General features: G+C 49.4%; 30 protein-coding genes and 3 tRNA genes. 1 reads left to right on the top strand and 32 read right to left on the bottom strand.

Features of this window, described 5'->3' with window-relative positions:
• Positions 1-30: 30 nt before the first annotated feature.
• From WC592_00585 to WC592_00500, 18 genes are all read right to left on the bottom strand, one after another.
• Positions 31-825 (bottom strand): alpha/beta fold hydrolase, encoded by a 795-nt coding sequence (locus WC592_00585; GenBank protein MFA4980953.1) that lies wholly within the window; start codon positions 823-825, stop codon positions 31-33.
• Between the two features lies 1 nt (position 826).
• Positions 827-1,336 (bottom strand): nucleoside deaminase, encoded by a 510-nt coding sequence (locus WC592_00580; GenBank protein MFA4980952.1) that lies wholly within the window; start codon positions 1,334-1,336, stop codon positions 827-829.
• Between the two features lies 1 nt (position 1,337).
• The gene (locus tag WC592_00575) at positions 1,338-2,069 is read right to left on the bottom strand and encodes a class I SAM-dependent methyltransferase (GenBank protein MFA4980951.1); all 732 of its coding nucleotides are present in this window, start codon (positions 2,067-2,069) and stop codon (positions 1,338-1,340) included.
• 23 nt (positions 2,070-2,092) lie between these two features.
• Complete coding sequence (locus WC592_00570; GenBank protein MFA4980950.1) at positions 2,093-2,248, bottom strand: hypothetical protein; 156 nt, start codon at positions 2,246-2,248, stop codon at positions 2,093-2,095.
• 215 nt (positions 2,249-2,463) lie between these two features.
• Positions 2,464-2,553: transfer RNA gene (locus tag WC592_00565), tRNA-Ser, on the bottom strand.
• A 153-nt stretch (positions 2,554-2,706) separates the two neighbouring features.
• Complete coding sequence (locus WC592_00560; protein MFA4980949.1) at positions 2,707-2,988, bottom strand: hypothetical protein; 282 nt, start codon at positions 2,986-2,988, stop codon at positions 2,707-2,709.
• Between the two features lie 33 nt (positions 2,989-3,021).
• Positions 3,022-3,483, bottom strand: coding sequence for a PilZ domain-containing protein (locus WC592_00555; protein MFA4980948.1), 462 nt, complete (start codon positions 3,481-3,483; stop codon positions 3,022-3,024).
• A 13-nt stretch (positions 3,484-3,496) separates the two neighbouring features.
• Positions 3,497-4,315 (bottom strand): cache domain-containing protein, encoded by an 819-nt coding sequence (locus tag WC592_00550; GenBank protein MFA4980947.1) that lies wholly within the window; start codon positions 4,313-4,315, stop codon positions 3,497-3,499.
• A gap of 863 nt (positions 4,316-5,178) precedes the next feature.
• A tRNA-Ser gene (locus WC592_00545) sits at positions 5,179-5,272 on the bottom strand.
• A gap of 74 nt (positions 5,273-5,346) precedes the next feature.
• On the bottom strand, positions 5,347-5,811 hold the full coding sequence (gene tadA, locus WC592_00540; protein ID MFA4980946.1) for a tRNA adenosine(34) deaminase TadA: 465 nt from the start codon (positions 5,809-5,811) through the stop codon (positions 5,347-5,349).
• Between the two features lie 16 nt (positions 5,812-5,827).
• Positions 5,828-5,904: transfer RNA gene (locus tag WC592_00535), tRNA-Arg, on the bottom strand.
• Positions 5,882-6,142: a GIY-YIG nuclease family protein gene (locus tag WC592_00530; GenBank protein ID MFA4980945.1), complete on the bottom strand. Its 261-nt coding sequence runs from the start codon at positions 6,140-6,142 to the stop codon at positions 5,882-5,884. The genes WC592_00535 and WC592_00530 overlap by 23 nt, the downstream gene beginning before the upstream one ends.
• 211 nt (positions 6,143-6,353) lie before the next feature.
• Entirely contained in the window at positions 6,354-6,674 is a 321-nt protein-coding gene (metG, locus tag WC592_00525) for a methionine--tRNA ligase subunit beta (GenBank protein ID MFA4980944.1), read from the bottom strand.
• Between the two features lie 138 nt (positions 6,675-6,812).
• Positions 6,813-7,277, bottom strand: a complete 465-nt coding sequence (locus tag WC592_00520; protein MFA4980943.1) for a periplasmic heavy metal sensor — start codon at positions 7,275-7,277, stop codon at positions 6,813-6,815.
• A gap of 14 nt (positions 7,278-7,291) precedes the next feature.
• Complete coding sequence (locus WC592_00515; protein MFA4980942.1) at positions 7,292-7,762, bottom strand: anti-sigma factor; 471 nt, start codon at positions 7,760-7,762, stop codon at positions 7,292-7,294.
• Positions 7,759-8,322, bottom strand: coding sequence for an RNA polymerase sigma factor (locus tag WC592_00510; protein MFA4980941.1), 564 nt, complete (start codon positions 8,320-8,322; stop codon positions 7,759-7,761). Before WC592_00510 ends, WC592_00515 begins: the two co-directional genes overlap by 4 nt.
• Before the next feature lie 82 nt (positions 8,323-8,404).
• Complete coding sequence (locus tag WC592_00505) at positions 8,405-9,982, bottom strand: hypothetical protein (GenBank protein ID MFA4980940.1); 1,578 nt, start codon at positions 9,980-9,982, stop codon at positions 8,405-8,407.
• Between the two features lie 2 nt (positions 9,983-9,984).
• Positions 9,985-10,344, bottom strand: coding sequence for a sulfite exporter TauE/SafE family protein (locus WC592_00500; GenBank protein MFA4980939.1), 360 nt, complete (start codon positions 10,342-10,344; stop codon positions 9,985-9,987).
• Between the two features lie 103 nt (positions 10,345-10,447).
• On the opposite strand from WC592_00500, the gene WC592_00495 reads away from it, so the two are divergent.
• Entirely contained in the window at positions 10,448-12,055 is a 1,608-nt protein-coding gene (locus tag WC592_00495; protein MFA4980938.1) for an amino acid permease, read from the top strand.
• A gap of 9 nt (positions 12,056-12,064) precedes the next feature.
• Here the strand turns inward: WC592_00495 and WC592_00490 are convergent, their stop codons facing one another.
• The 14 genes from WC592_00490 to WC592_00425 form a co-directional block, all read right to left on the bottom strand.
• Positions 12,065-13,513: a saccharopine dehydrogenase C-terminal domain-containing protein gene (locus tag WC592_00490; GenBank protein MFA4980937.1), complete on the bottom strand. Its 1,449-nt coding sequence runs from the start codon at positions 13,511-13,513 to the stop codon at positions 12,065-12,067.
• Positions 13,514-13,624: 111 nt separating this feature from the next.
• Complete coding sequence (locus tag WC592_00485) at positions 13,625-14,035, bottom strand: arsenate reductase ArsC (protein MFA4980936.1); 411 nt, start codon at positions 14,033-14,035, stop codon at positions 13,625-13,627.
• Positions 14,028-15,074, bottom strand: coding sequence for an ACR3 family arsenite efflux transporter (gene arsB, locus WC592_00480; protein ID MFA4980935.1), 1,047 nt, complete (start codon positions 15,072-15,074; stop codon positions 14,028-14,030). The genes WC592_00485 and arsB overlap by 8 nt, the downstream gene beginning before the upstream one ends.
• A gap of 19 nt (positions 15,075-15,093) precedes the next feature.
• Positions 15,094-15,903 carry a (Fe-S)-binding protein gene (locus WC592_00475; GenBank protein ID MFA4980934.1) on the bottom strand — a complete coding sequence of 270 codons (810 nt, stop codon included), beginning with the start codon at positions 15,901-15,903 and terminating at the stop codon, positions 15,094-15,096.
• 8 nt (positions 15,904-15,911) lie between these two features.
• Positions 15,912-16,598: an aromatic aminobenezylarsenical efflux permease ArsG family transporter gene (locus WC592_00470; GenBank protein ID MFA4980933.1), complete on the bottom strand. Its 687-nt coding sequence runs from the start codon at positions 16,596-16,598 to the stop codon at positions 15,912-15,914.
• Positions 16,598-17,017 (bottom strand): nitrophenyl compound nitroreductase subunit ArsF family protein, encoded by a 420-nt coding sequence (locus WC592_00465; GenBank protein ID MFA4980932.1) that lies wholly within the window; start codon positions 17,015-17,017, stop codon positions 16,598-16,600. The genes WC592_00470 and WC592_00465 overlap by 1 nt, the downstream gene beginning before the upstream one ends.
• Positions 16,971-17,375 (bottom strand): putative zinc-binding protein, encoded by a 405-nt coding sequence (locus WC592_00460; protein ID MFA4980931.1) that lies wholly within the window; start codon positions 17,373-17,375, stop codon positions 16,971-16,973. The genes WC592_00465 and WC592_00460 overlap by 47 nt, the downstream gene beginning before the upstream one ends.
• 12 nt (positions 17,376-17,387) lie before the next feature.
• Positions 17,388-17,621 (bottom strand): thioredoxin family protein, encoded by a 234-nt coding sequence (locus tag WC592_00455; protein MFA4980930.1) that lies wholly within the window; start codon positions 17,619-17,621, stop codon positions 17,388-17,390.
• A 12-nt stretch (positions 17,622-17,633) separates the two neighbouring features.
• On the bottom strand, positions 17,634-18,416 hold the full coding sequence (gene arsM, locus WC592_00450) for an arsenite methyltransferase (protein ID MFA4980929.1): 783 nt from the start codon (positions 18,414-18,416) through the stop codon (positions 17,634-17,636).
• Positions 18,413-19,585, bottom strand: coding sequence for a permease (locus WC592_00445; GenBank protein ID MFA4980928.1), 1,173 nt, complete (start codon positions 19,583-19,585; stop codon positions 18,413-18,415). The genes arsM and WC592_00445 overlap by 4 nt, the downstream gene beginning before the upstream one ends.
• Positions 19,582-19,887, bottom strand: coding sequence for a DUF134 domain-containing protein (locus WC592_00440; protein ID MFA4980927.1), 306 nt, complete (start codon positions 19,885-19,887; stop codon positions 19,582-19,584). Before WC592_00440 ends, WC592_00445 begins: the two co-directional genes overlap by 4 nt.
• A gap of 196 nt (positions 19,888-20,083) precedes the next feature.
• Positions 20,084-20,614 carry an NADH-quinone oxidoreductase subunit B family protein gene (locus WC592_00435; protein ID MFA4980926.1) on the bottom strand — a complete coding sequence of 177 codons (531 nt, stop codon included), beginning with the start codon at positions 20,612-20,614 and terminating at the stop codon, positions 20,084-20,086.
• Positions 20,611-22,194 carry an NADH-quinone oxidoreductase subunit C gene (locus WC592_00430; protein ID MFA4980925.1) on the bottom strand — a complete coding sequence of 528 codons (1,584 nt, stop codon included), beginning with the start codon at positions 22,192-22,194 and terminating at the stop codon, positions 20,611-20,613. The genes WC592_00435 and WC592_00430 overlap by 4 nt, the downstream gene beginning before the upstream one ends.
• A complete protein-coding gene (locus WC592_00425) occupies positions 22,195-23,658 on the bottom strand; it encodes a proton-conducting transporter membrane subunit (protein ID MFA4980924.1) in 1,464 nt (487 codons plus the stop codon).

Genomic DNA, 23,658 nt, shown 5'->3' with positions numbered 1-23,658 from the left:
TCGCTGTCCCTATTATTCTTGTTATAATAACTACTTTTTTAAGAATCGCGTAACCACAGACGCAAATAGATCGGGTTTTTCAACATGCGCGCAATGGCCGGCGTCCTTTATTTTCTCAAGGACGCTGCCTTTGACACCCTTTACAAGCTTCATCGATTCTGCCGGGTAAATGAGTATGTCGTCGCTTCCGATAACAACAAGCGTCCCGGCTTTAATATTTTTTATCCTGGCGCGCGCGTCAAATAAAGCGACGGCTCCTATCTGACTTTTGAACCCTTCGGCCGATTGCGAATACGGATAAGTCGACGCGTATTTTACGAATGCCGCTATATAACTTTTACGTTCGAATGTTTTCGGAGAGAACGACCAGTATGCCCACGACCGCATCAACGCTTCGTTATCGCGGTCTTTTTCGAAGCGGTTTAAAAAATCGTTCAATAACATATTATTGCGGGCCGATGAGACAGGGGCGGTGGCTTCGAGCACAAGTTTTTCGACGCGCTCCGGATAATTTATAGCCAGTTCCTGGGCGATGTAACCGCCCATCGAATGGCCAATACAATGGCATTTCTTTATCCGCAAATGGTCAAGGAGACCTATCGCGTCATCGGCCATGTCGCGAATCGTGAATTTTTTACCAGGGTCATCGCTCCTGCCGGAGGCGCGATTATCGAATGTTATGACGCGGAAATGCTTCGCCAGCTTTCCGCGCACACCGGACCAGCTCGCGTTATCCGAGTTAACGCCCGATATCAATAATAGCGGATGGTCCTTGCCGTAGATCTCGTAATATAGGAATATATTATTCAGTTTTGCTGTCGGCATTTTACTTGAAATAAGGAGATTTATGGTCTATCAGGCCGGCCCTCCCTTTTTCCAGGGCTTCCCATTCTTTATACAGTTTCCCGCAATCCTTTGCAAGAAAACCCGGGCATATTTTAACTCTGCTCCCGCCCTCTTTTTTCATCTTTTTCGCGGATATGGAAAGCTCGTTAAACCCGGCCTTTGCCGCGTCGGCTATCCTGGAGCCGAATATGACGAGGCCTATCCCGGACCAGTGTATGGCGCTGAAACACATCGGGCACGGCTCTGTAGTGGTATACATGACACATCCCGAAAGATCGTATGACTTAAGCTTCTTCGAGGCTATCCTTATGGCATTGACTTCCGCATGGCAGGTAGCGTCTTCCTTAAATACAGTGTTCCCGGCGACAGCCACCACTTTACCGGACTTGACTACGCAGGCGCCGAAAGGGCCTCCGCCCAAAGTCTTGATGCTTTTTTGGGCCGCCTTAACCGCCAGCTTCATATATTCAGGATTTAATCTGTGCTTCATATTATCCGCCGCATTCAAAAATGACCACTCCCGGCTGCTTCAGGTATGGCTCCCAGAATCGGGATCCGAATTTATCGAGGCCCTCTTGAGATACCTTCAGCCCGTGCCACATGATATTTTTGAAACCGGCGGAAATAAAAGCGTCTTCGTAGGTCTTCCTCGCCCAATGATAGTTATCGAAAACACACGCCGGTTTACCATCCTCGTATAACGTGACCTTGATAATGGATCCCTCCTTAACCGGGTCTTCGCAGGTCCTGGTGATGCCATATCTTGGATCCGATTGCAGCGGCTTGTCGGGAGAGTCATTTACTCCGACAAATCTTCCGCCATCCCTAAGATTAGCGTAGATATTCCTGCACATGGCAAAAAGCTCGTCTCTTGTCCTGCTGTAGTGCAGGAGGAACGAGCCCAGCGCGATATCGAACTTGCCTACAACAGGCAGTTTCAGCGCATCCATGCATTCATACCTGATGCCTAATGGGTTCTTCTTCTCTCCGTTTTTTGCAAGATCTATCATCCTGCTTGAAATATCCACTCCGACCACCTCGGCCGCCCCGGAGCGCTTCAACGGGCGGCAGTAATGCCCGTCTCCGCAGGCAAGATCCAGCACGTTTTTTCCCCGCACGTCCCCGATCAAGTTTAAAAAAGTATAATCGACAGTAAGGCGCCTTTTAACGTCGGAAAGGCTCTGCCTGGTGTAACTCTCGGCTATCTTATCGTAAATTTCCATGGCTGTTTCCCGAAACGCGCTATCTAAAAGCAAAATATAATAATATTGGCGGCAAAATAAAGTAACCCGATAAGAATTTCTTTCGGACTGCCGGATTGAGAAAACCGCATTATCCCGGAAACAACGAGCAGTAATGAGCCCAGGGCCGCTACGACCTGATACGGGCTGAATTTAATCATCACTTTTCTCCTAACATAGCCACATCAATACAGACAGCTATATTTGCATTGTGTTATTGGGGCCATCCTGTTTGGGAACAGCCTATAGGGCGTACCTTTTTGACGTCTGCTTAACACTATTTAATAGCGTCCTTTTAGCGGTAGTCCCTCGTAGCCTCGGTCTAACCATAGCTACTCGGGATCAATTTTCGCGTGACTTAGTCTATGGCGAAAACTGGCGGAGGAGGAAGGATTCGAACCCTCGAGAGACTTACGTCTCTAACGGTTTTCAAGACCGCCGCATTCAACCGCTCTGCCACTCCTCCGCTTGCTACAATCTTACTCCGGCAAGCGATGCTGAGACAGCCTTAGCTGCCGAAGCACCTTCTTGCTACAATCTTGCTACTGCGAACCGTATTTCACCTACGAGGAGTGATTACTTAGACCCGTCACACCTCGTAGGTGCTTCGTAGGCGACCTTATTTCGTACGTGTGCGCAACGACATCTGCTTCGCTTTCGCGGACCCTTCTTTTATCCCGTCGGCCATATTCTGAAATATCTGCACTTTTTTCACCGCCTCAATCTCTTTCTTAGCCTCTTTTACATCCGCGCTCTCACTCTTAGCCGGCGCCTTGCACGGCACGTTCATTGCGTCATACATCGACTGGAATATCGACTTGCCGCCGCCGTCATCGGCAAATACCTGCATCGACACTAAAACCACTGCCGCCGCCGCTAATATAACCGCCAGTTTCTTCATCTTCCTGCCTCCTTTTTTTTGCAACCAACCACATCACCAGTAGAGCTTCTTGAACCTCTCCGAATAACGTTTTATCCATTCCCTCGACGCCTCTTCGAGCGACATATCCCTGCCTAGCTGGAGGCTGCGTATGTCGCGGTATTCTATTATCAGGTATATCTGCTCGACAAGCTTAGTCTTAAACGCATCGCTGAACCTGCGGAACGACACGCCTATGTTGTAAAGGCCGGTCTCCTCGTCCTTATCACAGTGGGCGACCTCGGCCTTTATATTGAACACCTTCGACTGGACCGGCATCTTTATCCTTATCACAGTTTTGATATCTACCGGCTGCTTAGCCGAGAACATCAACCCGGCGTGGCTTATATTGAGCGTCGAGGACCGCACTCCTTTAAGCTGTCCGGGCGAGCCTTTTTCCAACACCTTATATTCGAGCGGAAAGTTCAACGGATGTCTTAAGTAATGACGGCGCTCGGCAGTCTGTTGTTCCGACATGCTTTCCTCCTGTTTAATCCTTTATTTGGGCAGCGGAGGCAAGCTGTTTTTCTTCCAGCGTCCTTTCAATATCCACCGCTATAACCCGCCATTCGGTGCCGTACAGCCCGACGGTATCCCAGACCGCCATCTTCCTGGTAAGCGTCTTGTCCTGAAGCCCGTTAGCGTAAAAATCATATGACCCCGCGCCGCTATTAGATAACGCGACGGTCTTGGAAAAAGAGACCAGGTCCTCAAACGGTTTAAAGAGCGGGTCGGTAAATATATTCTTGCCTGTCTCTCCGGGGTCCGGATCGTACATAAGGAGTCCGTTAGGCTGCATTATCCATATCATGCAGGGCTTGCCCTCGACCATAGGTTTCAGGAACAATTCATGTCTTATAAGCATCCTGACAGCCCCTAATAATTCGCCCTTATCTGAAAATATGGGATAACCTATGCTTATAGCGTTAATGCCTTCTGCCGCATAGTAGACGTCGCTCACCACAGGCTTTTTGTCCTTCAGCAGCCTGATCACCGACGGCAGTTCCGCCCTGTCGGCGCCTTCATACTTCTGGTATGTCTGCGGTTCAACCGTAATTTTTAAACCGTTCGCGTCAATAATAGAGCAATTTACCACATAAGGCCGGAATTTGCGCAAGTCGTTCAATATCTTCCGCGCGGCCTCCCCTTTCAGGTCCACGACAGACAGCTGCTTCGCCGCGGAGGCGAGATCTTTGTCTATTTCCGACAACGTAGCGTTGATACTCTGCTTCACCTGCTTAAGTACCGGCATCAATTCGTCGATCCCCGCAGCGAACACGTCCGCGGCGATGAGCATCGATACTGCCATAATAAAAATAAAAAGCCTTTTCATGATATCCCCCAGGTTAAAAAACCGCCTTTTCCGACTGATATTATATTACTTTCCCCAGCAATAAACAAGCATTAGCCGGTTGCGGCCAACCCGTGGCTTCGGAACCAGGTCCACGGGGGACGCGATTAAACCTGCCCTTTTTGGACTTAACCCGGGTTATTGGTGATATTATACAATGTATTTACTCTAACACAAGGCTGAATTTTCTTGGCAAAAATATGCTATATGATATATTGGGTTCGCGTCTGTAATAGAGTACTAGATCCTGCTTGAATTTTTAAAGATTCGGGCGGGATTTTTTGTGCATATAACAGAAGGAGGAATAATAATGAAGCTTGTGTCGATCGAGAAGATTGAGAGCATAATATTTCAGATAAGAGGCAAGAACTTACAATCTTGAGGTCACAATTTGTGACCTCAAGTTGGGGCGGCAGAAGATATATGCTTTGGAGCCATCCTATTTAGGGACAGCCTAGAATCTTAAATTTCGCGTCCATCTTGTAGAGTGCCCTCTTGTAGGATGACCCCAAATTCGGAATCATTGACAATACGTGCGCCGTATTTTCGCGCGATATCTCCTGTAGAGTCTGTACATCGGTTGAGCACAACTATGATCTCGGTCTGCCCCGTATAGGATTGGGATGCGGTAAAATTGACTCCAGACATGCACCGATACGCTCAGCTTCATTTCGGGCCGGGATGACTACCGAGAACTGCATTGTTCATCCCTTTTCAGCATAATAATTTTTCCACTTAACAAATATTTATCCGTAATTCGAATCCCCTTCTGCGCAAGCCAAAACTAGCTATGGCTCTCGTCGGAGGGTTCACCAAAAAAATGGCGGAGAGAGAGAGATTTGAACTCTCGATGCACCTTTTCAAGCGCATGGCGGTTTAGCAAACCGCTGCCCTAGACCACTAGGCGATCTCTCCGATTTACTGTCATTTAACTTGAGGTAAATCGTCCCGAGCATATATTGCCTAATTCATGATGCGAGGGACTACATCTAAAAAGACTTTGTATTTCGTTTCTTCTTAAAGAACTCTTTCAATATCCCGGCGCATCTTTCTTCCAACACGCCTTTTGTTACCGATATCCTGTGGTTCAGCTTCTTCTTATTGATATCCAGGACGGAACCGAACGCGCCCGTCTTAGCATCGGGGGCCCCAAAACACAACCTATTCACCCTTGCCAGGATAAGGGCGCCCGCGCACATCGCACAAGGCTCAATAGTAACATAGATCGCGCTCTCAAGCAACCGTTCGCTTCCCAGATAAGATGCGGCCTGCGTGACCGCTATCATCTCGGCGTGCGCCGTAGGGTCCTTCAGCATCTTTATCTGGTTATGTGCCCTGGCTATTACCCTGCCGCTGTGGACTATTACAGCTCCGACGGGGACTTCGTCCTTTTCAAAGGCCTTCTTTGCCTCCCTCAAAGCCTCCGTCATGTATATTTCGTCGATCCTGGTCATATATGTTCTTCAAGAGTGGCGCGCCCGGGCCGGCTCGAACGGCCAACCTACTGGTTCGTAGCCAGTTACTCTATCCAGTTGAGCTACGGGCGCGCAAAACATTGTCTATTTCCCTTCTACCTTGACCTGATTTGAGAAATTTTTCTCTATTTCTCGCTTCTTTTGAAGTATCACACTCTTCCATATAAATAAGTTCAAATGGCCTATTCTGGCGAGCCCAACTGTTGCATCCCTTGTTATGCTCTTTCAACCTCAACTCCGGAGTTTTGGACGTAAAGCCGATATATCTCTTGCCATTTTTTAGACTAAGCAACGCATACACGTTATACATAAAACATACTCTGGTTCGTAGCCTCCGCCTAAACCCAACTCAAAACTATTCATGGCGGATCCGCCATGTGTTGTTTTTCTGTGCAGCATAGGCGGAAGATACTCTATCCAACTGAGCTACAGGCGCTCCATTCTTACTCCGGCGCCCAGTCCCGCCGAAGCTCTACCATAATCTCACTCTGAAGAGCGAAGGAGGACAGACGCGCAAAACTTTACTTTACGACGCTCCCCGGCGTCATCTCTTTGTCGGGCGTCACTATCGCCATCCCCTTATCGTCGGAAGCGGCCAGTATCATGCCCTGGCTCTCCACGCCGCGCAGCATAGCCGGATCGAGATTATCGACCAGGACGACCTGGCGACCGACGAGATCCTCTTTCTTATACGCGTTCTTTATGCCTGCAACGACCTGTTTTGTCTTATCCCCCACGTCGAGCATTATCACGTATAGCCTGTCGGCATTAGGGTGGTCGTTCACCTCTTTTATCTTCGCTGTCTTGAATTCCAGTTTTTTAAAATCCTCGAAACTGGCCATGGCTCCTCCTGTTATTATAGGTATGTTTTCATATTATATCATAAATAATATAAATCAGAATATTATTTGCGGGTATAAAAAAGACGGAAGATAGCGAATATAACCACGCCATCTTCCGTCTCATTACCGGTACTTCTATTAACGCTCCCAGCCGCCTCTGCCCCGCTCTTTGCGCTCAAGCCTCTTCTTCTCCATAAGCGAATTGAACTTCGCGAACTGCTCTGGCGTCAGTATCTCTTTCACGGAAAAGATACCGTCGATCCTCTGGTCGACCGACTGCGACTCCAGCGCCTTCATCCCGGCGGCGATTGGCTCTACGCTCGAGCGCGTAGCTGCGGGGTTCTCCAGCGCCTTCGCCAGCTCATCCCCCTTCTCTTTCATCGCCTTGCGGAAGCCTTTCATCTTTTCGAATTGCGCCTTGCGGTTGGCCTCGAGCTTCCGGTCCTGCTCCGGCGTCAGGCCGAGCTCTTTCGTCAGGCTCTCCCATTTCTTCCCCATATGCGTCTTTTCGCTGCCGCATCCTTTATCATAGGCGTATACACTCGATGTAAACACCGCAAAAGCCGCGAAAATAGCCATCAGAACACTTGCTATCTTCTTCATATCAATTCACCTCCCTAAAGGAAATATTCCTCAATGGACGTCCCGAAATCCTGCCCGGCGTCGGCCGTGCCGTTCGAAAGGTATGTAATAAATGCGTCCTCACCGCTTATCGTCGTACTGCCCCGCAGCCACATCGAGCTTACGAGCATGATGACGACCACAGCGGCAACCGCGGCCGTCCTCGCAAAAACAAATCTCGGCCCCAGCAGAAACGCCCTAAGGCCCTCCCGGGCTTCCGCGAATATCCCGGGCCGGTACGCCTTTCCGGAGGTCAGATCTGCGCGGATGCGCTCCCATACCTCGCCTCTCGGCTCGGCTGGAACAGCCTTTTTTAAAGACGCGCCCAGCCCCTTAAGGCGTATCTCGATCGCGCGGCACTCCGCGCATCCTTCTATATGGAGCCTTACCTCTTCGAGCGTCTTGCCCTTCAGCTCTCCGTCCAGATAATCGGTCATGATCAACTCACGGATCTCTTTGCACCTCATGATCTACCGCCTCCCCCCGCCGCATATATAAGCAGCTTTTCCCTCGCCCTCTTTAATCTCGAGCGGACCGTATTTATAGGTATATCCAGGGTCCTGGCTATCTCTTTATAATCCATGCCCTCTATCTCCCTCAACACTATGCATGACCTTAACTCCGCGCTTAAGCTCGACAGGAGCGAGTCGACCATCGCTTTACGCTCTTCCTTGTCGGCAGATTCATACACCTGGCTTTCCACCGGAAATGCGTCGTTCCCGCTCCCCTCGTCATAGCTTAAATATCTTCCTCTATTCCTCGCTGAGACCCTGTACCTGTTAATCGCCGCGTTGACAGCTATCCTGTATATCCATGTCTTGAAAGATGACCGGAACGCGAAATCCTTCAGGTTCCTGTGAATCTTCAAAAAAACATCCTGCGTCGCCTCTTCCGCGTCGGGTATATCCTGCGTTATCCTGAGGCATACGTTATAGACAAACCCCGAAGAGGCTTTATATATCTCCTCGAACGCTCCCATGTCGCCGTTCGAAGCCCTCGCGAGGAGCTCCTGCGATATATTGTTCATGCGCGCCTTTCACTACTTTAGACAGCCTGAAGCGGCTGAAAAGTTCCCTTTGTCGAAGATTGCCGGCAGTAACGGGCGGCTATTATATGGGGAGCGCTTTCCTTATCTCGGGGTATTTGTCCAAAAATACCGAAGCCTTGTCCGGGGCTTTCCGGTAAAGCTCATTATACAGGTTGACGGCCTTTGCCTTACTGCCGTCTTTCCAATACGACCATGCGAGCCAACTTCTGGCGAATACGGAACGCGGCCTTATCTTTACGGCCTGCTCTAAAAATTCGGCAGCCTTTGAGTAGGCTCTTGCCACATAACCTGCCGATGCCAGGCATATATCGAATTCCGCATCCTCATCCAGGCGAAGGGACTTCTTCATCTCCGCCGCGCTCCGCAGCCGGTCCCATCGCCACTTATCTTTCGGGATTAAAAGGCCGTTATCGTAAATCGTCCTGGCCAATTCAAGCGCCATCATCGCCTGCCCTTCGATAGTGGGATGGATCTGGTCTATGACCAGGCTGTCGTCTATTATGCCGTCAGGAGAGCGTTCTTCGAATAATTTCTGGGTTCTTATGAAATAGACCCGCGGGACCCTCGAGAGGCGCAGTTTTTCATATACCCGGTTGACGAACGCCGGCGCGCGTATCGGGTAATGGTCTTTATCGTTAGCCGTCGCGTAATATTCATTGGCGCGGCTGAACTGCCTCAGGCCTTCAAAGCATTGTCCCATCCTGTAATAAGTAAGCGCGTACTCCGGATCCGCCTCTTTACAGGCGGCGTACATCTTAAGCGCGCTCTCATACTGCCCGAGACGGAAGTCCGCTTCGGCCGTGTCGAAGCCTCTCGACCATGCGGCCAGAAGCTCCGGGGTCATGAGTCTCCCGTGGAAGGGCCTCACCGGCTCATAACCCTTCCATTTCGACAACCCTTCGAAAAATATTACCGGTATCGAGTTCCGGGCGCCTGCGGAAATGATCCTGTTGATATTATTTTCGAAATTCTTTTTAATGACTTCGTAACCCGGCGAGTCCGGCCGCAGGAGGTCGGATTCATTTTTGCAGATGCCGTCACCCGCGTCCCCTTCAAGATACCAATCGTCGGAGCTCTTTGCCCTGGCGTCCTTTATCGAGCTGCGATACATCTTCCACCTGATAATAAGCCTGTTTAAGAGATTGAGAAAAGCGCTCTTTTTGCGGAGGCGCCTAAAATATTCTCTGCGTTCTTTTGCGGGCGATTCCCCGCCGAGCAGGACGCGCCGGCTGCCCGGCTGTATAAAATCGTTGTGGACGGTGTAAAAGACGGCGAGATCGGGCTTGTAAGGGATGAGGTCGATAAAAGCGGTCGATACAAACCGGCTGTCCACGCCAAGCCTGGCGAAATTCATCACCGTTACGCGCTTATATTCCTCTTCGGGAAGGAGGTCGGCAAGATACATCTTCAGCCACTTGTCTATCGTCGAATACGGATAGAGGGAGCCGCCGAACATGGTCGATTCGCCGAAAAGGAGTATACGTATTTCTCCGCCGGCCTTATTATGTTTCAGGCTCTGCTCCATAGCGCGCCGCTCTATGAAATCATACGAGCCCGGATGGACAAATAGCCTGCTCGCCCCTTCGGCCGCCGCGAATACCAGGACGGTGGCGATCAGCGTAAAAATAATATTTTTCATGATCATTTCGAGAATATGGTATAGAACGCGACTATCAGCAAAAATGCCCCGAAGGCCCTTCTCAATACGAGATTCGATATGCCTTCGGCGATATTCGCGCCGAGAAGCCCGCCGATAAAAAATCCTACGCAGATGAATAACGCGATATACAGGTTGACATGGCCGCCCTTATAATATCGCAGGACGGCAAGAAGCCCTATTGGAAGGAGCAATATGGCAAGCGTCGTGCCTTGAGCTTCATGCTGTGTCAATCCCGCCAGGAAGACAAGGCCCGGTATCAATATGACGCCGCCTCCGATCCCGAACAAGCCGGAGAGCGTACCGGCCGAAAGTCCTAATATAAGGAACAATATTTCTCTCATTAACGGTTATCATAACGCCTGATCCTCATATGGTCAAGAAAATTAAAAAGGACGAGTTTTTTATTTAAAAAACGTGTCTTTTTTAGTAGAATATCCGCTAGCGATGAAAAACCTGGCGCGCAGGCTATTCAAACTTAAAGACCTTAACCAGATCCTGGCTGAAAGCCACGACCCCGAGCATAAGCTCAAGAAGGCCCTCGGCCCGTTCGAGCTCATCCTGTTCGGTATCGGCGTCATTATAGGCGCGGGAATATTCGCGACCGTCGGCACAGCTGCCGCGGGCGACAGTCTCCGTCCCGGCGCCGGGCCCGCCCTAATGCTCTCTTTCGCGATCACCGCGGTGGCGTGCTGCTTCGCGGCGCTCTGCTACGCGGAATTCGCCTCGCTCGTCCCTATTTCCGGCAGCGCGTATACTTATTCATACGCCACATTCGGCGAACTCATAGCGTGGATAATCGGGTGGGACCTGATGCTGGAATATTGCGTCGGAAGTATCGCGGTCGCGATAAGCTGGTCCGGTTATTTCACGGCGTTACTTAACGGTTTCGGAATTTCTCTTCCGGCGTGGGCCACTATCGACTACCGGTCGGCCATACACGGTTTTGTAAAAGCCTCCGACCTGTTAAACAGCGGCGTCGCTTTCGAAGCGCTCAATCCGGCGATGCAGAAGGCCTGGTACGCTGTGCACAACGCGCCCAACATATTAGGATTCCCGCTCATATGCAACGTCCCCGCGTTCATCATCGTCCTTCTCCTGACCGTGATACTCGTCCGCGGCATAAAGGAGAGCTCGCGTTTCAATATAGCGATGGTCACGGTAAAATTGCTTGTACTCGGTTTCTTCGTAGCGCTGGGGTCGTTCTTCGTAAAACCGCAGAATTGGGTGCCGTTCGCTCCTAATGGTTTCGCGGGAATAAAAGCGGGCGCGGCCATAGCGTTCTTCGCTTATATAGGGTTCGATTGCGTCTCGACCGTGGCCGAGGAGACGCGTAACCCCAAACGTGATATGCCGATCGGAATAATAGGGTCGCTTATCATCTGCACCATCATCTATATATTGGTCGCGGCGGTATTTACCGGGATAGTGCCGTTCGCGCAATTAAAGACGGCGCTCGCCCACGAGAAGGCGGAACCGTTGACGCTCGCCATGCAGCACATAAACCTCGGCTGGGCCGCTATCATCGTCGCTTTCGGTTCTATCGTAGCGCACATCGCCGTCCTCCTCGTCCTGCAGCTCGGGCAATCGAGGATATTCTTCTCGATGGCCCGCGACGGGCTCTTGCCGGGAATTTTCTCGCGCGTCCACAAGAAATTCAAAACACCTCACGTCACGACGATCACCGTAGGGATACTCATCGCGTCCATCGCCGCCTTCACGAATATCGACGAAATGGTCGACCTCACGAATATAGGCACGCTCTTCGCGTTCGTCCTGGTATGCTTCGGGATAATAATACTCCGCGTAAAGGACCCGTCCAGGCACCGCACCTTCAAAGTGCCCTTCAGCCCCGTGACGCCGCTACTTGGCGTCGCGTCGTGTATCTTCCTCATGACCGGACTGCCGGGCGTTACCTGGGTGCGTTTTGTAATATGGCTTATCTTAGGCCTTGTGGTCTATTTCTCTTACGGGATAAGGAACAGCGCTCTACATAAGGCATACCAACCCCCGGCGCACCATCAAGCGCATGAGCACCATCACCCGCATCAATAATAAGCGGATCTAATAGCGGCAAAGGAAGTTTTGGAAGCTCCAGACGTTTTTCTTATCCAGATAGAGCTCTGGATTTTCCTTGAAAAATATCTGGTAGTTCTTGAAAGGCGTCCAATCGACAGGCCCTGAAACGAACTTCCCGAGATACGGGATGGCTATCTTCAATATATAGTCATGCGGCAGGTGGTCGGGCAGGCATACGCCTTTACCCTGGTTCTCGATCACCCACATGACAGCCGAGACCACTCCGATAGCCACCTGAACGGTAGTCGCGTTCTGGCCGGGCACCAGCTTCCGCGACTTTTCTATGCTTAAGACACTACCGGTCCACCACGAATTATACCTGTGCCCCATCAGCAGGGCTCCCAGCGTATCTTCTCCGCCTGTTATCTCGTCGCCCATTATCCTCTGCTTCGGCTGCAGTTCATAGCCTCTGGCGCGGAGCTCATGGAGAGACGCTATCGTAGCGTCGCACGGCATGTAAGCGTAATGCACCGTCGGGCGGTATATTACCTTGTTGCCTTTCCTTACCGTAAGGTAGTCGGAGATCGAAAAAGCCTCGGCGTGCCTTATGACCATTCCCACTATCTCGCCGTAAGGAGCCCATGACCTGACCCAGGTATTCATCCCCATCTGCGACAGGAAGATCTGGTTCTTCGGGCCGTACGGTGGCACGTGCGCGTGCCTGGGGAGCTTCTTCTCGTGCGTGCCCCAGCCCATTTCAGCCGGGGCCGTCCCCTCTTCGCGCAGCCCCTCTATGCTCCACGTCCCGACGAACTCGTCCACTTCCTTGGGCCTGCCGCTTATCTGGGTATCGCGCTCACTGCAATGTATTACCTTGACGCCCGTCTCCATGGCAAGCCGCGGAAAATCTTTCTCATGCAGGCATTGTTCTATCTTCTTTTTTTCGGTCTTCGGCACGGCATTATCCTCCAGCATCCTGCCGGCCAGGTCCACGAGGCCCTTCTTCACGAAATGCGAGATGAGCCCCGGATTCGCGCCATGGTCCAACACGGCCGTTATCGCGCCGTTGTTCCATCTCGCGATCATGTCGCGGATCTCCATCTGCTTATAATAGAGTGATTTTTTAAAAGGGCTCTTATTGTAGATGGCCGCGTACGGATCCCATTCCTCGACAGAGGTATTCACATAGAATACCTTGTTATTGTGACACCAGGTAAGCATATCGGTGCACTCGATGTTCCAGGAAAGGTCTATTATAAGCCCTCCTGCGCTGACATATTTTGAGAGCACCTTCGTAAAGTTCAAAGGAGTGATCTTTTCCTGGGAATATCGTATGCCTTTTTTTATCCAGGGGGCAAGGGCGGCGCGTTTATCGGCGAAATCTACGATGGTTATATTCTGGTATGGGACATCGATATGTTCGAGAAGTACGGGAAGGGCGCATTTTCCGACGGATCCGAAGCCTACTATTAATATTTTATTTTTAAATCTCATCACACCTCATGGTTATAAAGACCGCAGAAAAAGTATATCACGCTTTTTTGCAAATGGCAACCGCTCCATGCTTGAGCATTTTCTTATTTGCGCTCTTTCTTGCCACGCCTATCATCTATTCCATTCTTCAATTCTTTTTTTTATCTCATCTCGTATTTTTCTAAATACCACCATTCGTTCTTCCTCGCTACCCTGCGCCTCTGCCGGATCTTCCAGGTCCCAGTGGATTTTTTCATACTTACCGGGAAAGATTGGGCATGTCTGCCTGGCATTGTCGCACACCGTAATCACATAATCAAACTGTTGGCCGATAAATTCCATCGCGGATTTAGATCTGTGTTTAGATATATCTATACCTGCCTCGGCCATTACTTTTATAGCCAACGGATTAACCTGCGTCGGCTTTACACCTGCGCTAAATACCTCAAACTTGTCGCCGGCCAGAGAACGTAAAAACCCCTCTGCCATCTGACTACGACAGGAATTACCCGTACAAAGAAATAGAACTTTTTTCTTATTCACCAAAATGCTTCCTTTTGAAATAGAGCGCCACATTGACCAACCCGATGAGCGCCGGCACTTCGACCAGCGGCCCAATGACCGCGGCAAACGCCTGCCCTGAATTTATCCCGAACACCGCGACGGCCACAGCGATCGCAAGCTCAAAGTTATTACTTGCCGCAGTAAACGAAAGTGTCGCGCTCTTGGCGTAGCCGGCCCTGGCCTTACTGCTCATATAGAATGAAACGATAAACATAATAACAAAGTAAATAAGAAGCGGTATCGCGATCCTTACGACATCCAGGGGTATCTTAACGATATATTCGCCCTTCATAGAGAACATAACGACTATGGTGAATAATAGCGCTATCAATGTCAAAGGGCTGATGCGAGGGATAAATTTTTCATGATGCCAGATTTTACCTTTTATTTTAATCACAACAAAACGCGTCAGCATACCCGCGATAAAAGGAATGCCCAAATAAATAAACACGCTGTGCGCGATCTGTGCCATGGATACCGGCGCAACCATGCCCTTAAGCCCGAACCATGTAGGGGCGATCGTAATGAAGAACCAGGCATACGCTGAATAAAATATTACCTGAAAAAAAGAATTGAAAGCGACCAGGCCGGCGCAATATTCCGTATCCCCCCTGGCAAGCTCATTCCAAACGATCACCATGGCAATGCACCTGGCAATGCCGATAAGGATAAGCCCGACCATATACTCCGGATATCCCCTGAGGAATATAATTGCCAGGACAAACATGAGCGCAGGACCGATGATCCAGTTCTGTATAAGCGATAAAATAAGCACCTTTTTATCGCGCAGCACATCTCCAAGGTCCTCATAACGCACCTTGGCAAGCGGCGGGTACATCATAAGGATCAGTCCTATGGCAATCGGAATATTAGTAGTTCCGACTTGGAATTTATTCCAAAAACCGACGACCGAAGGATAGAAATATCCCCAGAGCACACCGGTCGCCATAGCTAAAAATATCCATAGAGTCAGGAATCTATCCAAGAATGATAGTTTTTTAACAATACCTTCGCCCATATCTGCCTCCTTATCCTTATCAAGCGACGCCTAATGCTTCTGCCATCTCTTGCATAATCTCTCTATTCTCCGCAAATTTTTGTTCTGTTGACAATGGAACGCATTTTGAAAGTTTCTGTTCTCCCAGTAAAAGCCTGCACGCAAAAGCAAGACACGTCGCTTCGCCGCAAGCCCTGCAATTTGTCTTCGGGAGCCAGCCGTAAATTTGAAGAGCGGTTACCTTGATCTTTTCTTCATAACTGGGTTTTATGCTGTCCTTTTGGCTATAAGTATCGTTAATAAGTCTTTTGATCTCATCCAGCACAACCCATGCGTCAATAATGTCGTCAGCCTTGGCAATCGTTACCTTAACATTATATAGATTAATAAGGCGCTTTTCTTTTGCGTAGGTTAATGTAGAAGCGTTTTTATTATACGAAGCTCTTTTTATAACTGCATTCAGATACGGCAGGATTTCTGTTATGTTGCGGTCAAAATACGCGATCAGCCGTATCTTCTTCTCATCAGCCATACAGGGCGCGACATAACACAATGTGATATTCTTTAAAAATTCACCGCCCTTGTCGGATGCCTTGTAACTCTCTGCCTTCCTAAAAAAATCATCTTCATAATCACGGTAGAGGAAATCATAATAACCGCTTATCGAAGCGCCTTCATCGATAAGAGTTTTACAGATCATCTGCCGCTCGGATCCGGGCACCACAACCGCTAATGTCGAAATATGTTTAAAACCTATGCCTTTTGTAACCAGTATCCTTTGGGCCTTCAGGCCTTCCTCTTGATTAGAAAAAACTATTATTTCGTAACGCTTATCTTTGTCTATTTCCACCGTCTACCTTAAAACAATTTCCAGATGTAAATCCCCGCGTAATACAACCCGACAAGAATAAAAATCCCTCCGGTGATCCTGCGGGTATAGTATTCAAGCTTTGTGATCTTACTAAACCAGCGGCTCATTGAAGTGACGCCTAATGCAATAGCAATAGCGAATATCAAGACCGGAAGCCCTGTCCCTACACCGTAAATAAACGGCAGCAAAGTTCCCGCCTTACTATTAAGCGCCAGAGGAATAAGACTTCCGAAGAATAACGCCGCTGAAACCGGACAAAACGCCAGGGCGAAGATAAGGCCCAAAAGAAAAGCCCCCGGTGCGCCGGACTCCACCAGCTTATTGTGATGCTTTTGAGATAACGCCACGCCGGGCAATTTTATCGTAAGCGCTTCCAGCAAAAATAATCCGGTGATTATGAGTAGAGGGCCTAAAGCCTTAACCATGTATTTCTGCAAAAACTGAGCCACCTGCGGCACGCTTAAAAGAGAACTTATAATGATCCAGCCAAGAACCGCATAAGCAGCCATCCTGCCCAGCGTATAGGCGAGCCCGGATACAAACACCATAAATGGATGGGCTATCTTCTTTGAAAGAAACGACACCGCCGCGATATTCGTGGCCAAAGGACAAGGGCTGATCGAGGTCAATATCCCCAGCCATAATGCCGAACCGAAAGCGATTAATAATTCCATTATCGAGCGTCCTTCATAAAAGCGTTCACTTCTCCGGCAACGTACTCGATGAATTTCTGCTTATTGCGGGCGAGCTCCCAAATCTTATCAAGATTTTTTGATTTAACTTCCTTACCATCCTTGATCATCGAGAGGATAAGCGTTTTGGTATATAGCTTATAGTCATTCACGAAATGCTCGTTGCCGCGCTCCTCCACATCAACAACCTTGAACTCAAGATTGCCTGAAGCAAGAGCGTCTTTGAAATTTGAATCAATCGCTTCCCTTGAATACTTCTCCATATTCATACACGTGGGGCAACGGAATGACCCATGAAAATAATACGCTATGACTTTCACTGAATTGCTATCTGCCGCGAAGGCTATCGCGGAGCTAATTACCGCAACAGCCGCCAGAATTACGAGAAGAAGTCTCTTCACTTTTACCTCCTGAAATTTTATTAGCCGCTTTTTCGATAATTTCCTCAGTAATCTGAGTCTTGCCTTTCTCAAATCCCATTTCTTTAAGATTAAAAGAAATTGGATTGAATCCAGCGTGTTCAAGAATCTTTTTCGAACATAAAACCTGACATCCGTCGATAGCGATAATTTTATTCGCCGCCTTTGTTGACTCAATCATCCCCGGGATATGCGCCCCAACACCAGCCAGACAAAACATCTTCGCCTGCCCGCATTTGGCCATCTTGCGAGCTACGCGGTCAGACAGTTCGCCCACATCCGACCCGCCGGAGCACGGAAATATCAAAACACCCGCCTCTTGACACATGCAATTGCCCATTAATGTCCTCCCTTATTTCGATAAAATCTTTTTGATCTCGTCTTTGCTCAATACCTTGCCCGCTGAAACCACTGTTCCATCGACCGCAAGGCCCGGAGTCATCATCACTCCATATTCAGTAATCTTGTCGATATCCGTAATTTTCCCAATCTCCGCCTGAATGTTCAGCTCCTTGACAGCCGCCTCAGCATTAGCGGTAAGCTGTTTGCATTTGGGACAACCGACACCTAATATTTCGATTTTCATTTTATGCCTCCGTTATTTTTTAACCGCCGCGACTTTGACACTTACTATCGCGTCCTGAGCGGCCTCAAGATCATCAAACATGGCATCTACCGGATAACTCGATTCGCTTATAATTTTGATATCTTGGAATCCCGCCTGTTCAATACAACACAGATATTCCTCTTTTTTAATGGCTCCGGCAAGGCATCCCACATACGCCTCGACAGAGTCCTTGATTTCTTGTGGCAGATCTTTTGCTAACACCAAATCCGAGACCATCAATCGGCCTCCTGCCTTCAAGACCCTGTAAGCGTCTTTAAATACTTCCTCTTTATCAGGCGAGAGGTTAATAACACAGTTTGAAATGATCACATCGATAGAATCATCTTCAACCGGAAGCTTTTCAATATCACCTAAGCGAAACTCCACGTTGGTATACTTACCTTTCTTCGCATTTTCCTTCGCCTTTGCGAGCATCTCCGGAGTCATATCAACGCCGATAACCCTGCCTGTCTTGCCGACTCTCTGCGCTGCCAAAAATGCGTCAAACCCCGCCCCGCTGCCCAGATCAAGCACAACATCGCCTTCTTTTAACGAGGCAAGCGCAACCGGATTACCGCACCCAAAGCCTAAATTCGCCCCTTCGGGAACAGCGTTTATTTCTGAATCACTATAGCCGACGATCTTGCTTATATCTTTAGCTTGGTCTATGCCTCCGCAACAAGATTTAGTAGAACAGCATGAAGACTTCTGTGTCACTGCCTTCGCATAGCCATCCCTGACGATCTTTTTAATTTTATCAGCATCGTTTCTCATTTAACTATCGCTCCAAATATCATGCCGCTTATCGTCGCCATAACCACAACGAGACTGACATAAACAACGGTTTTCTTTGTGCCTATAACTCCTCGAATAACCAGCATACTCGGCAGGCTCAAAGCGGGTCCGGCCAGTAGAAGCGCCAGGGCGGGCCCTTTACCCATCCCGGACCCGATCAAGCCCTGTAAAATAGGCACCTCGGTAAGCGTGGCGAAATACATAAACGCCGCCACAATTGAGGAAAAGAAATTCGCTCTTAAAGAATTTCCTCCAACCAGCGCCTCCACCCAACGGGAAGGAATAATGCCTTCATGACCAACTCTGCCCAGAAGGAATCCGGATATTAAAACGCCTCCCAGAAGCAGCGGTAATATCTGTAAAGCGAATCCCCAGCTGGCTTGAGTCCAATCTTTTAACTCATCTTTCTTGAACCAGCTAAAAAGAGTATATGTTAAAACCGCTAAGAAAAATCCTGTTATCCACCATTTATAGCCGTAGATTACGCTCCATATTCCCGTATCACCCTCTAAAGGCTTCCCCCAATTAGCGAAAACAAGTATTGCGACCATAGAGAAGAAATAAACCATATCTTTCCAAAGCGGCCTTGTTGTTTTAACTTCGCCAAACTGAAGATCTCCGGAAACATGGCGCGCGCGTTCCTCCTTTAAAAATATAAGGTGCATAAGAATGCCGATAACTACGCTAAATAGCACCGCACCTATGGTTCTGGCCAAGCCTAACTGCCAGCCAAGAATGCGTGCGGTCAAAATGATAGCTAAAACATTTATAGCCGGCCCCGAATACAGAAAAGCCATCGCAGGGCCAAGCCCTGCCCCTCTTTTATAAATCCCTGAGAATAGAGGCAAAACAGTGCAGGAACATACGGCGAGGATTGTTCCCGACGCGGAAGCCACGCTGTAAGAAAGAATTTTATTCGCCCTGGCTCCAAAATATTTCATGACGGAAGCCTGACTGACAAATACCGATATAGCTCCTGCTATAAAGAACGCCGGCACGAGGCATAGAAGAACGTGCTCGCGGGCGTACCATTTAACCAAAGCCAAAGCTTCAAATATAGCGTTGGTAAACCGCAAATTCTCGATCGGCAGGTAGAAACACGCCAAAAAAGCCGCTACAACGTATAAAAGTTTCTTCCAATCTTTCACTTTCCGCTCCCTTTGATGATTTGACAGCAGCCGCCTTCTATCCTGATCGCCTTGATATTGACCAGGCCGTCAGCTATCTTATTACGCGCCGCCGACAATATCCTCGAGAACGTCGGACGCGATATCTTAAACTGTTTGGCCGCGGCAAGCTGTTCCAACCCTTCCAGGTCGGAGAGCCGTATCGCCTCGAATTCGTCCAGAGTAAGGCATACGCTCTTTACCTTACCTAAAGGCTTGCACATCGGCTTAAAACACCTCTCACCTGGGCGGCACTTTATCCATCTCGTCTTTTTCGGGCGCATACCGCCTTTCAGTTATGAAGTAATATATCAGCGTAAAAAGTGTTTCGTTGATGTCGTAGCCGACATTTAAATGTCGGCTACTCGAAGAAATTATTTTGGATGATATATTACATTATGAACGTATGTTCATAACTAATTATATCATACCTTTCGGATTATGCAAGGGTATTTTTTAGAGAGGATGATTTGATTTGTTTCATGGCTTGCGGCGGGACAGAAAAGCCAATAATGTTTTAATTATCGTAGCCGGATCCGGCGGACATCCCGGTATGTGTAAAACGACAGGCAGGACATTCTTAACGCCGCCGCAGGTATAGTAGGAACCCTTAAACAGTCCCCCGTCTTTCGCGCAATCGCCCAGGCTTATCACGAATTTCGGGTCGGGCATCGCGTCGTAGGTTTTTTTGAGCGCAAGCTCCATATTTTTTGAGACCGGACCCGTGACCAGGAGCGCGTCCGCATGGCGGGGGGAAGCGACAAAATCTATCCCAAAACGCTGTATATCATACAAAGGATTCGAGCAGGCGATTATCTCCGATTCGCATGCGCCGCAGGAGCCTGTATCCACTTCACGGATATGGAAAGACCTCCCGAATTTCGCGTGGATCGCCCTCTTAAGCGTCGGCCCCATCTTCTCTATCTCGGGAGGCAGAGGCGAAAGCTTTGGGTCGAGCGAAATAGTGACTCTCCCTTTTCTAAAACTGTTCTTAATGATATTTATGCTCATAGGTCGTTACCTGAATATGACAGGTCGAAACTTTTATTGCACAACGGGAAATCCGGGATTATATTGCCGATGACGGCGTAAGAGAGCCCCTCCCAATTGTGGAAAGAAGGATCTACTATCTTACACCGCGCGATCCTGCCTTCGATGTTCAGCCGCGTCCATACGAGCACCGGGCCGCGCCATGCCTCCACAACTCCCAATGCGATGCCTTCCTTATATTGCGCCGCGGCTTTAAGGGAGCCTTCACAGCTTCCTAGCTTCTCTATGCACTGCCGGACGAGACTGATCGATTCCTTCGCCTCTATGCACCTGACCTTCAGGCGTGCGGCCACATCTCCCGAATGTTCTTTTGCGATATTGAAAGAAAATTTGCCGTACGCGCCGGGAAAACCCTTTCGTATATCGAGCGCTATGCCGCTAGCTCGCGCGGCAACTCCGGTTACCCCGAGATCGCGCGCCGTTGTGACACGCAGTGTCCCGGTTGTGTCTACCCGGTCCATAAAAGATACGCTGGAGAAGAGCATCTCTTCGAGGGCGAGGAGATCTTTTTGAATATTCGGCAGCGCTTTTTGAATAAGCGCTATCTTCTCCGGGCCGATGTCCTGCTCTACCCCTCCGATGGCGTTAATGCCTTTAAGATACCGCGAGAGGCTAAGGCTTTGGTTAAGCTGAAGGATATTCTCTTTAACAAGGCTTGCGAATTGCGCGGGAAAGCTGAAACCGACATCGAGGGCGATCCCGCCCATGTCATTGGCGTGATTGTACAGCCGCTCGAGTTCGAGACATAATACGCGTATAATTTGCGCCCTATCGGGGATCTCTAAACCAAGGACCTTTTCGACGCTCTGGCAGAACGCCTGGCTGTATCCGAACGCCGTGTCGCCGCTTACGCATTCGAATATCTTTACCGCCTCACGCGGGTCTTTGCCTTCGAGCAGTTTCTCTACGCCTCTATGCGTCCAGCCAAGCCTTGTCTCCAAATTGATTATGGGCTCGCCCGCCACGCTGAACCTGAAATGTCCCGGGCCTATTATGCCCGCATGGACGGGACCGACAGGGACTTCAAAAACGCCCTCGCCTTCCACGCGCTTAAATTGGTAGAGCGACTCCCCGCCAATGTCGTCCCGGGGAGGGATAAAATCTTTGCGCAGAGGATAATATCCTCCGGGCCAGACCTCATTGTGAAGCTTGAGCCTCCTGGTGTCGGGATTGCCTGACGGCTCAATACCGAACATCTCTTTTACCTCGCGTTCAAAAAGGCTGGCGGAGTATATGTCCTTCGCGAGAGAGTAGAACTTCATATCGCCGGGCGCGATCTCCTGCCGCACAAATATCCAGCAACGCGTATGGACGTTCAAGAATACGCAATAAAGCATATATACGCCCGACGACGGCCGCATGTCTTCCGCGAATAACATCATTACCGGAGAGTTTAAGGCCTTATGCAGAAGGTTGCAGGCCTTTACGAAATGTTCTCCGGACACGGCAATATACAATTCGTTCCGGTGCAGAACAGCCAGATCCGTCACATCGATCTTTTTGGAAGCCAGTATATCCGAAACAATTTTTATATTATCCATCTATCTGCCCAAAATAAGCCGCTCGCAGCCGGCAAGCAGGTTCAAAAACGTTTGAGGAATATATAAACCGAATCCCAGGATAAATATACCTAAGAAGAGTAAGGCTATCTTCGAGCTAAGCGGCTCTTTTTGCGCCCACGCTGTATGGGGCACATTCCCCAGGGCTATCCTTGATATGTGATAGAGAAGCCCGGCGAAAGCAAGGGCTATAAATATAAGCGCGAGGCTCGCGATGAGAAAATACCCGCCCTGGAACGCCGCTATGAGTATCGATAATTTGCTTACAAATATGGAGAAAGGCGGCATCCCGACAAGAGCGAAAAATCCGAGGAAGAGCGCCGTCCCCGCGAAAGGCATAAGCCTTATCATGCCCTGCATCTGGTTCATATTATTACCGCGGTAAGCGCGAACGGCTTCCCCGGCCGAGAAGAACATAAGCGCCTTGGTCACGGCGTGGTTAAATGCCTGGAGGAGGCCGGCGAATATCCCGCCGAACGGCCCGAATCCCAGGCCTAAAGATACGAGCCCTATATTCTCTATGCTCGAATAAGCCAGAAGCCTCTTCAGGTCTTTCTGCACCAGGATAAAGGAGCCCGCTATACCCATGGAGACGATGCCAAAGAGGATAAACAGCTTCGCGCTGTACGCATATCCTGCCGAGAGGTTAGCGAGCATCACGAAACGCAATATAGCGTACAACGATATCTTGAGAAGCACCCCGGATAATAACCCGCTTATAGGAGAAAGAGCCTGGCTGTGGGCATCCGGTAGCCAGTTATGCATCGGCGAAAAACCCGCCTTCGTGCCATATCCGACCATGATGAAGACGAGCGCGAGCTTCACTATCTTAGGATCGAACATTCCCGACCCGGCAAGCATGCTTGCCCACTCCAGGGACTTGACCCCTGCGTCCCTTGAAGAGGTGTAATAAAAGAATATTATTCCCAAAAGCGCGAAGGTGATCCCGACAGAGCAGATGATGATATATTTCCACGCCGCCTCGATCGACTCCTTCACGTTATGGAACCCGACAAGGAACGCCGATATGAGCGTCGTCATCTCTATTGCGATCCACACAAGCGCAAGGTTGTTCAGAAGCGGGACGACAAGCATTGTTAGTGAAAAGAGGTTAAATAATTGATAGTACGCGCATGCCTTGTGGGCGGATATCTTCCCTTCCTCCACCTCCGAGGTGATATAACCGATAGAATATACGGCCGCGGCAAAACTTACTATTGCCGTAGTAAACAGGAAGAAGACGCTTAAAGAATCGATGTAGACCCATCCCCATAGGCTTACAGCGGCGCTCCCTGCAGCCGAAAAATCCTTTAAGAAGAAGACGCAAGCTGCAAGCAAAACCAGGTAACCTGAAGCGTTTATGACCCCCAACAACTTCACCTTCTTTACAAGCGGAGAGAGGATCAATAAGATCACAGGTATAATTACTATCGAAGCGATAAGCAT

Source organism: Candidatus Omnitrophota bacterium (assembly GCA_041648975.1).
GTDB lineage: Bacteria > Omnitrophota > Gorgyraeia > 2-01-FULL-45-10 > 2-01-FULL-45-10 > JAQUSE01.
The sequence above is the reverse complement of the archived record's forward strand: the minus strand, read 5'-3'. Positions and strand labels throughout refer to the sequence as shown.

Excerpts from the sequence above, each read along its gene's own strand:
- WC592_00585 (MFA4980953.1), bottom strand. The coding sequence starts at position 825 with ATGCCGACAGCAAAACTGAATAATATATTCCTATATTACGAGATCTAC.
- WC592_00580 (MFA4980952.1), bottom strand. The coding sequence starts at position 1,336 with ATGAAGCACAGATTAAATCCTGAATATATGAAGCTGGCGGTTAAGGCG.
- WC592_00575 (MFA4980951.1), bottom strand. The coding sequence starts at position 2,069 with ATGGAAATTTACGATAAGATAGCCGAGAGTTACACCAGGCAGAGCCTT.
- WC592_00570 (MFA4980950.1), bottom strand. The coding sequence starts at position 2,248 with ATGATTAAATTCAGCCCGTATCAGGTCGTAGCGGCCCTGGGCTCATTA.
- WC592_00560 (MFA4980949.1), bottom strand. The coding sequence starts at position 2,988 with ATGAAGAAACTGGCGGTTATATTAGCGGCGGCGGCAGTGGTTTTAGTG.
- WC592_00555 (MFA4980948.1), bottom strand. The coding sequence starts at position 3,483 with ATGTCGGAACAACAGACTGCCGAGCGCCGTCATTACTTAAGACATCCG.
- WC592_00550 (MFA4980947.1), bottom strand. The coding sequence starts at position 4,315 with ATGGCAGTATCGATGCTCATCGCCGCGGACGTGTTCGCTGCGGGGATC.
- tadA (MFA4980946.1), bottom strand. The coding sequence starts at position 5,811 with ATGACCAGGATCGACGAAATATACATGACGGAGGCTTTGAGGGAGGCA.
- WC592_00530 (MFA4980945.1), bottom strand. The coding sequence starts at position 6,142 with ATGTATAACGTGTATGCGTTGCTTAGTCTAAAAAATGGCAAGAGATAT.
- metG (MFA4980944.1), bottom strand. The coding sequence starts at position 6,674 with ATGGCCAGTTTCGAGGATTTTAAAAAACTGGAATTCAAGACAGCGAAG.
- WC592_00520 (MFA4980943.1), bottom strand. The coding sequence starts at position 7,277 with ATGAAGAAGATAGCAAGTGTTCTGATGGCTATTTTCGCGGCTTTTGCG.
- WC592_00515 (MFA4980942.1), bottom strand. The coding sequence starts at position 7,762 with ATGAGGTGCAAAGAGATCCGTGAGTTGATCATGACCGATTATCTGGAC.
- WC592_00510 (MFA4980941.1), bottom strand. The coding sequence starts at position 8,322 with ATGAACAATATATCGCAGGAGCTCCTCGCGAGGGCTTCGAACGGCGAC.
- WC592_00505 (MFA4980940.1), bottom strand. The coding sequence starts at position 9,982 with ATGAAAAATATTATTTTTACGCTGATCGCCACCGTCCTGGTATTCGCG.
- WC592_00500 (MFA4980939.1), bottom strand. The coding sequence starts at position 10,344 with ATGAGAGAAATATTGTTCCTTATATTAGGACTTTCGGCCGGTACGCTC.
- WC592_00495 (MFA4980938.1), top strand. The coding sequence starts at position 10,448 with ATGAAAAACCTGGCGCGCAGGCTATTCAAACTTAAAGACCTTAACCAG.
- WC592_00490 (MFA4980937.1), bottom strand. The coding sequence starts at position 13,513 with ATGAGATTTAAAAATAAAATATTAATAGTAGGCTTCGGATCCGTCGGA.
- arsB (MFA4980935.1), bottom strand. The coding sequence starts at position 15,074 with ATGGGCGAAGGTATTGTTAAAAAACTATCATTCTTGGATAGATTCCTG.
- WC592_00470 (MFA4980933.1), bottom strand. The coding sequence starts at position 16,598 with ATGGAATTATTAATCGCTTTCGGTTCGGCATTATGGCTGGGGATATTG.
- WC592_00460 (MFA4980931.1), bottom strand. The coding sequence starts at position 17,375 with ATGGGCAATTGCATGTGTCAAGAGGCGGGTGTTTTGATATTTCCGTGC.
- WC592_00455 (MFA4980930.1), bottom strand. The coding sequence starts at position 17,621 with ATGAAAATCGAAATATTAGGTGTCGGTTGTCCCAAATGCAAACAGCTT.
- arsM (MFA4980929.1), bottom strand. The coding sequence starts at position 18,416 with ATGAGAAACGATGCTGATAAAATTAAAAAGATCGTCAGGGATGGCTAT.
- WC592_00440 (MFA4980927.1), bottom strand. The coding sequence starts at position 19,887 with ATGCGCCCGAAAAAGACGAGATGGATAAAGTGCCGCCCAGGTGAGAGG.
- WC592_00435 (MFA4980926.1), bottom strand. The coding sequence starts at position 20,614 with ATGAGCATAAATATCATTAAGAACAGTTTTAGAAAAGGGAGAGTCACT.
- WC592_00430 (MFA4980925.1), bottom strand. The coding sequence starts at position 22,194 with ATGGATAATATAAAAATTGTTTCGGATATACTGGCTTCCAAAAAGATC.
- WC592_00425 (MFA4980924.1), bottom strand. The coding sequence starts at position 23,658 with ATGCTTATCGCTTCGATAGTAATTATACCTGTGATCTTATTGATCCTC.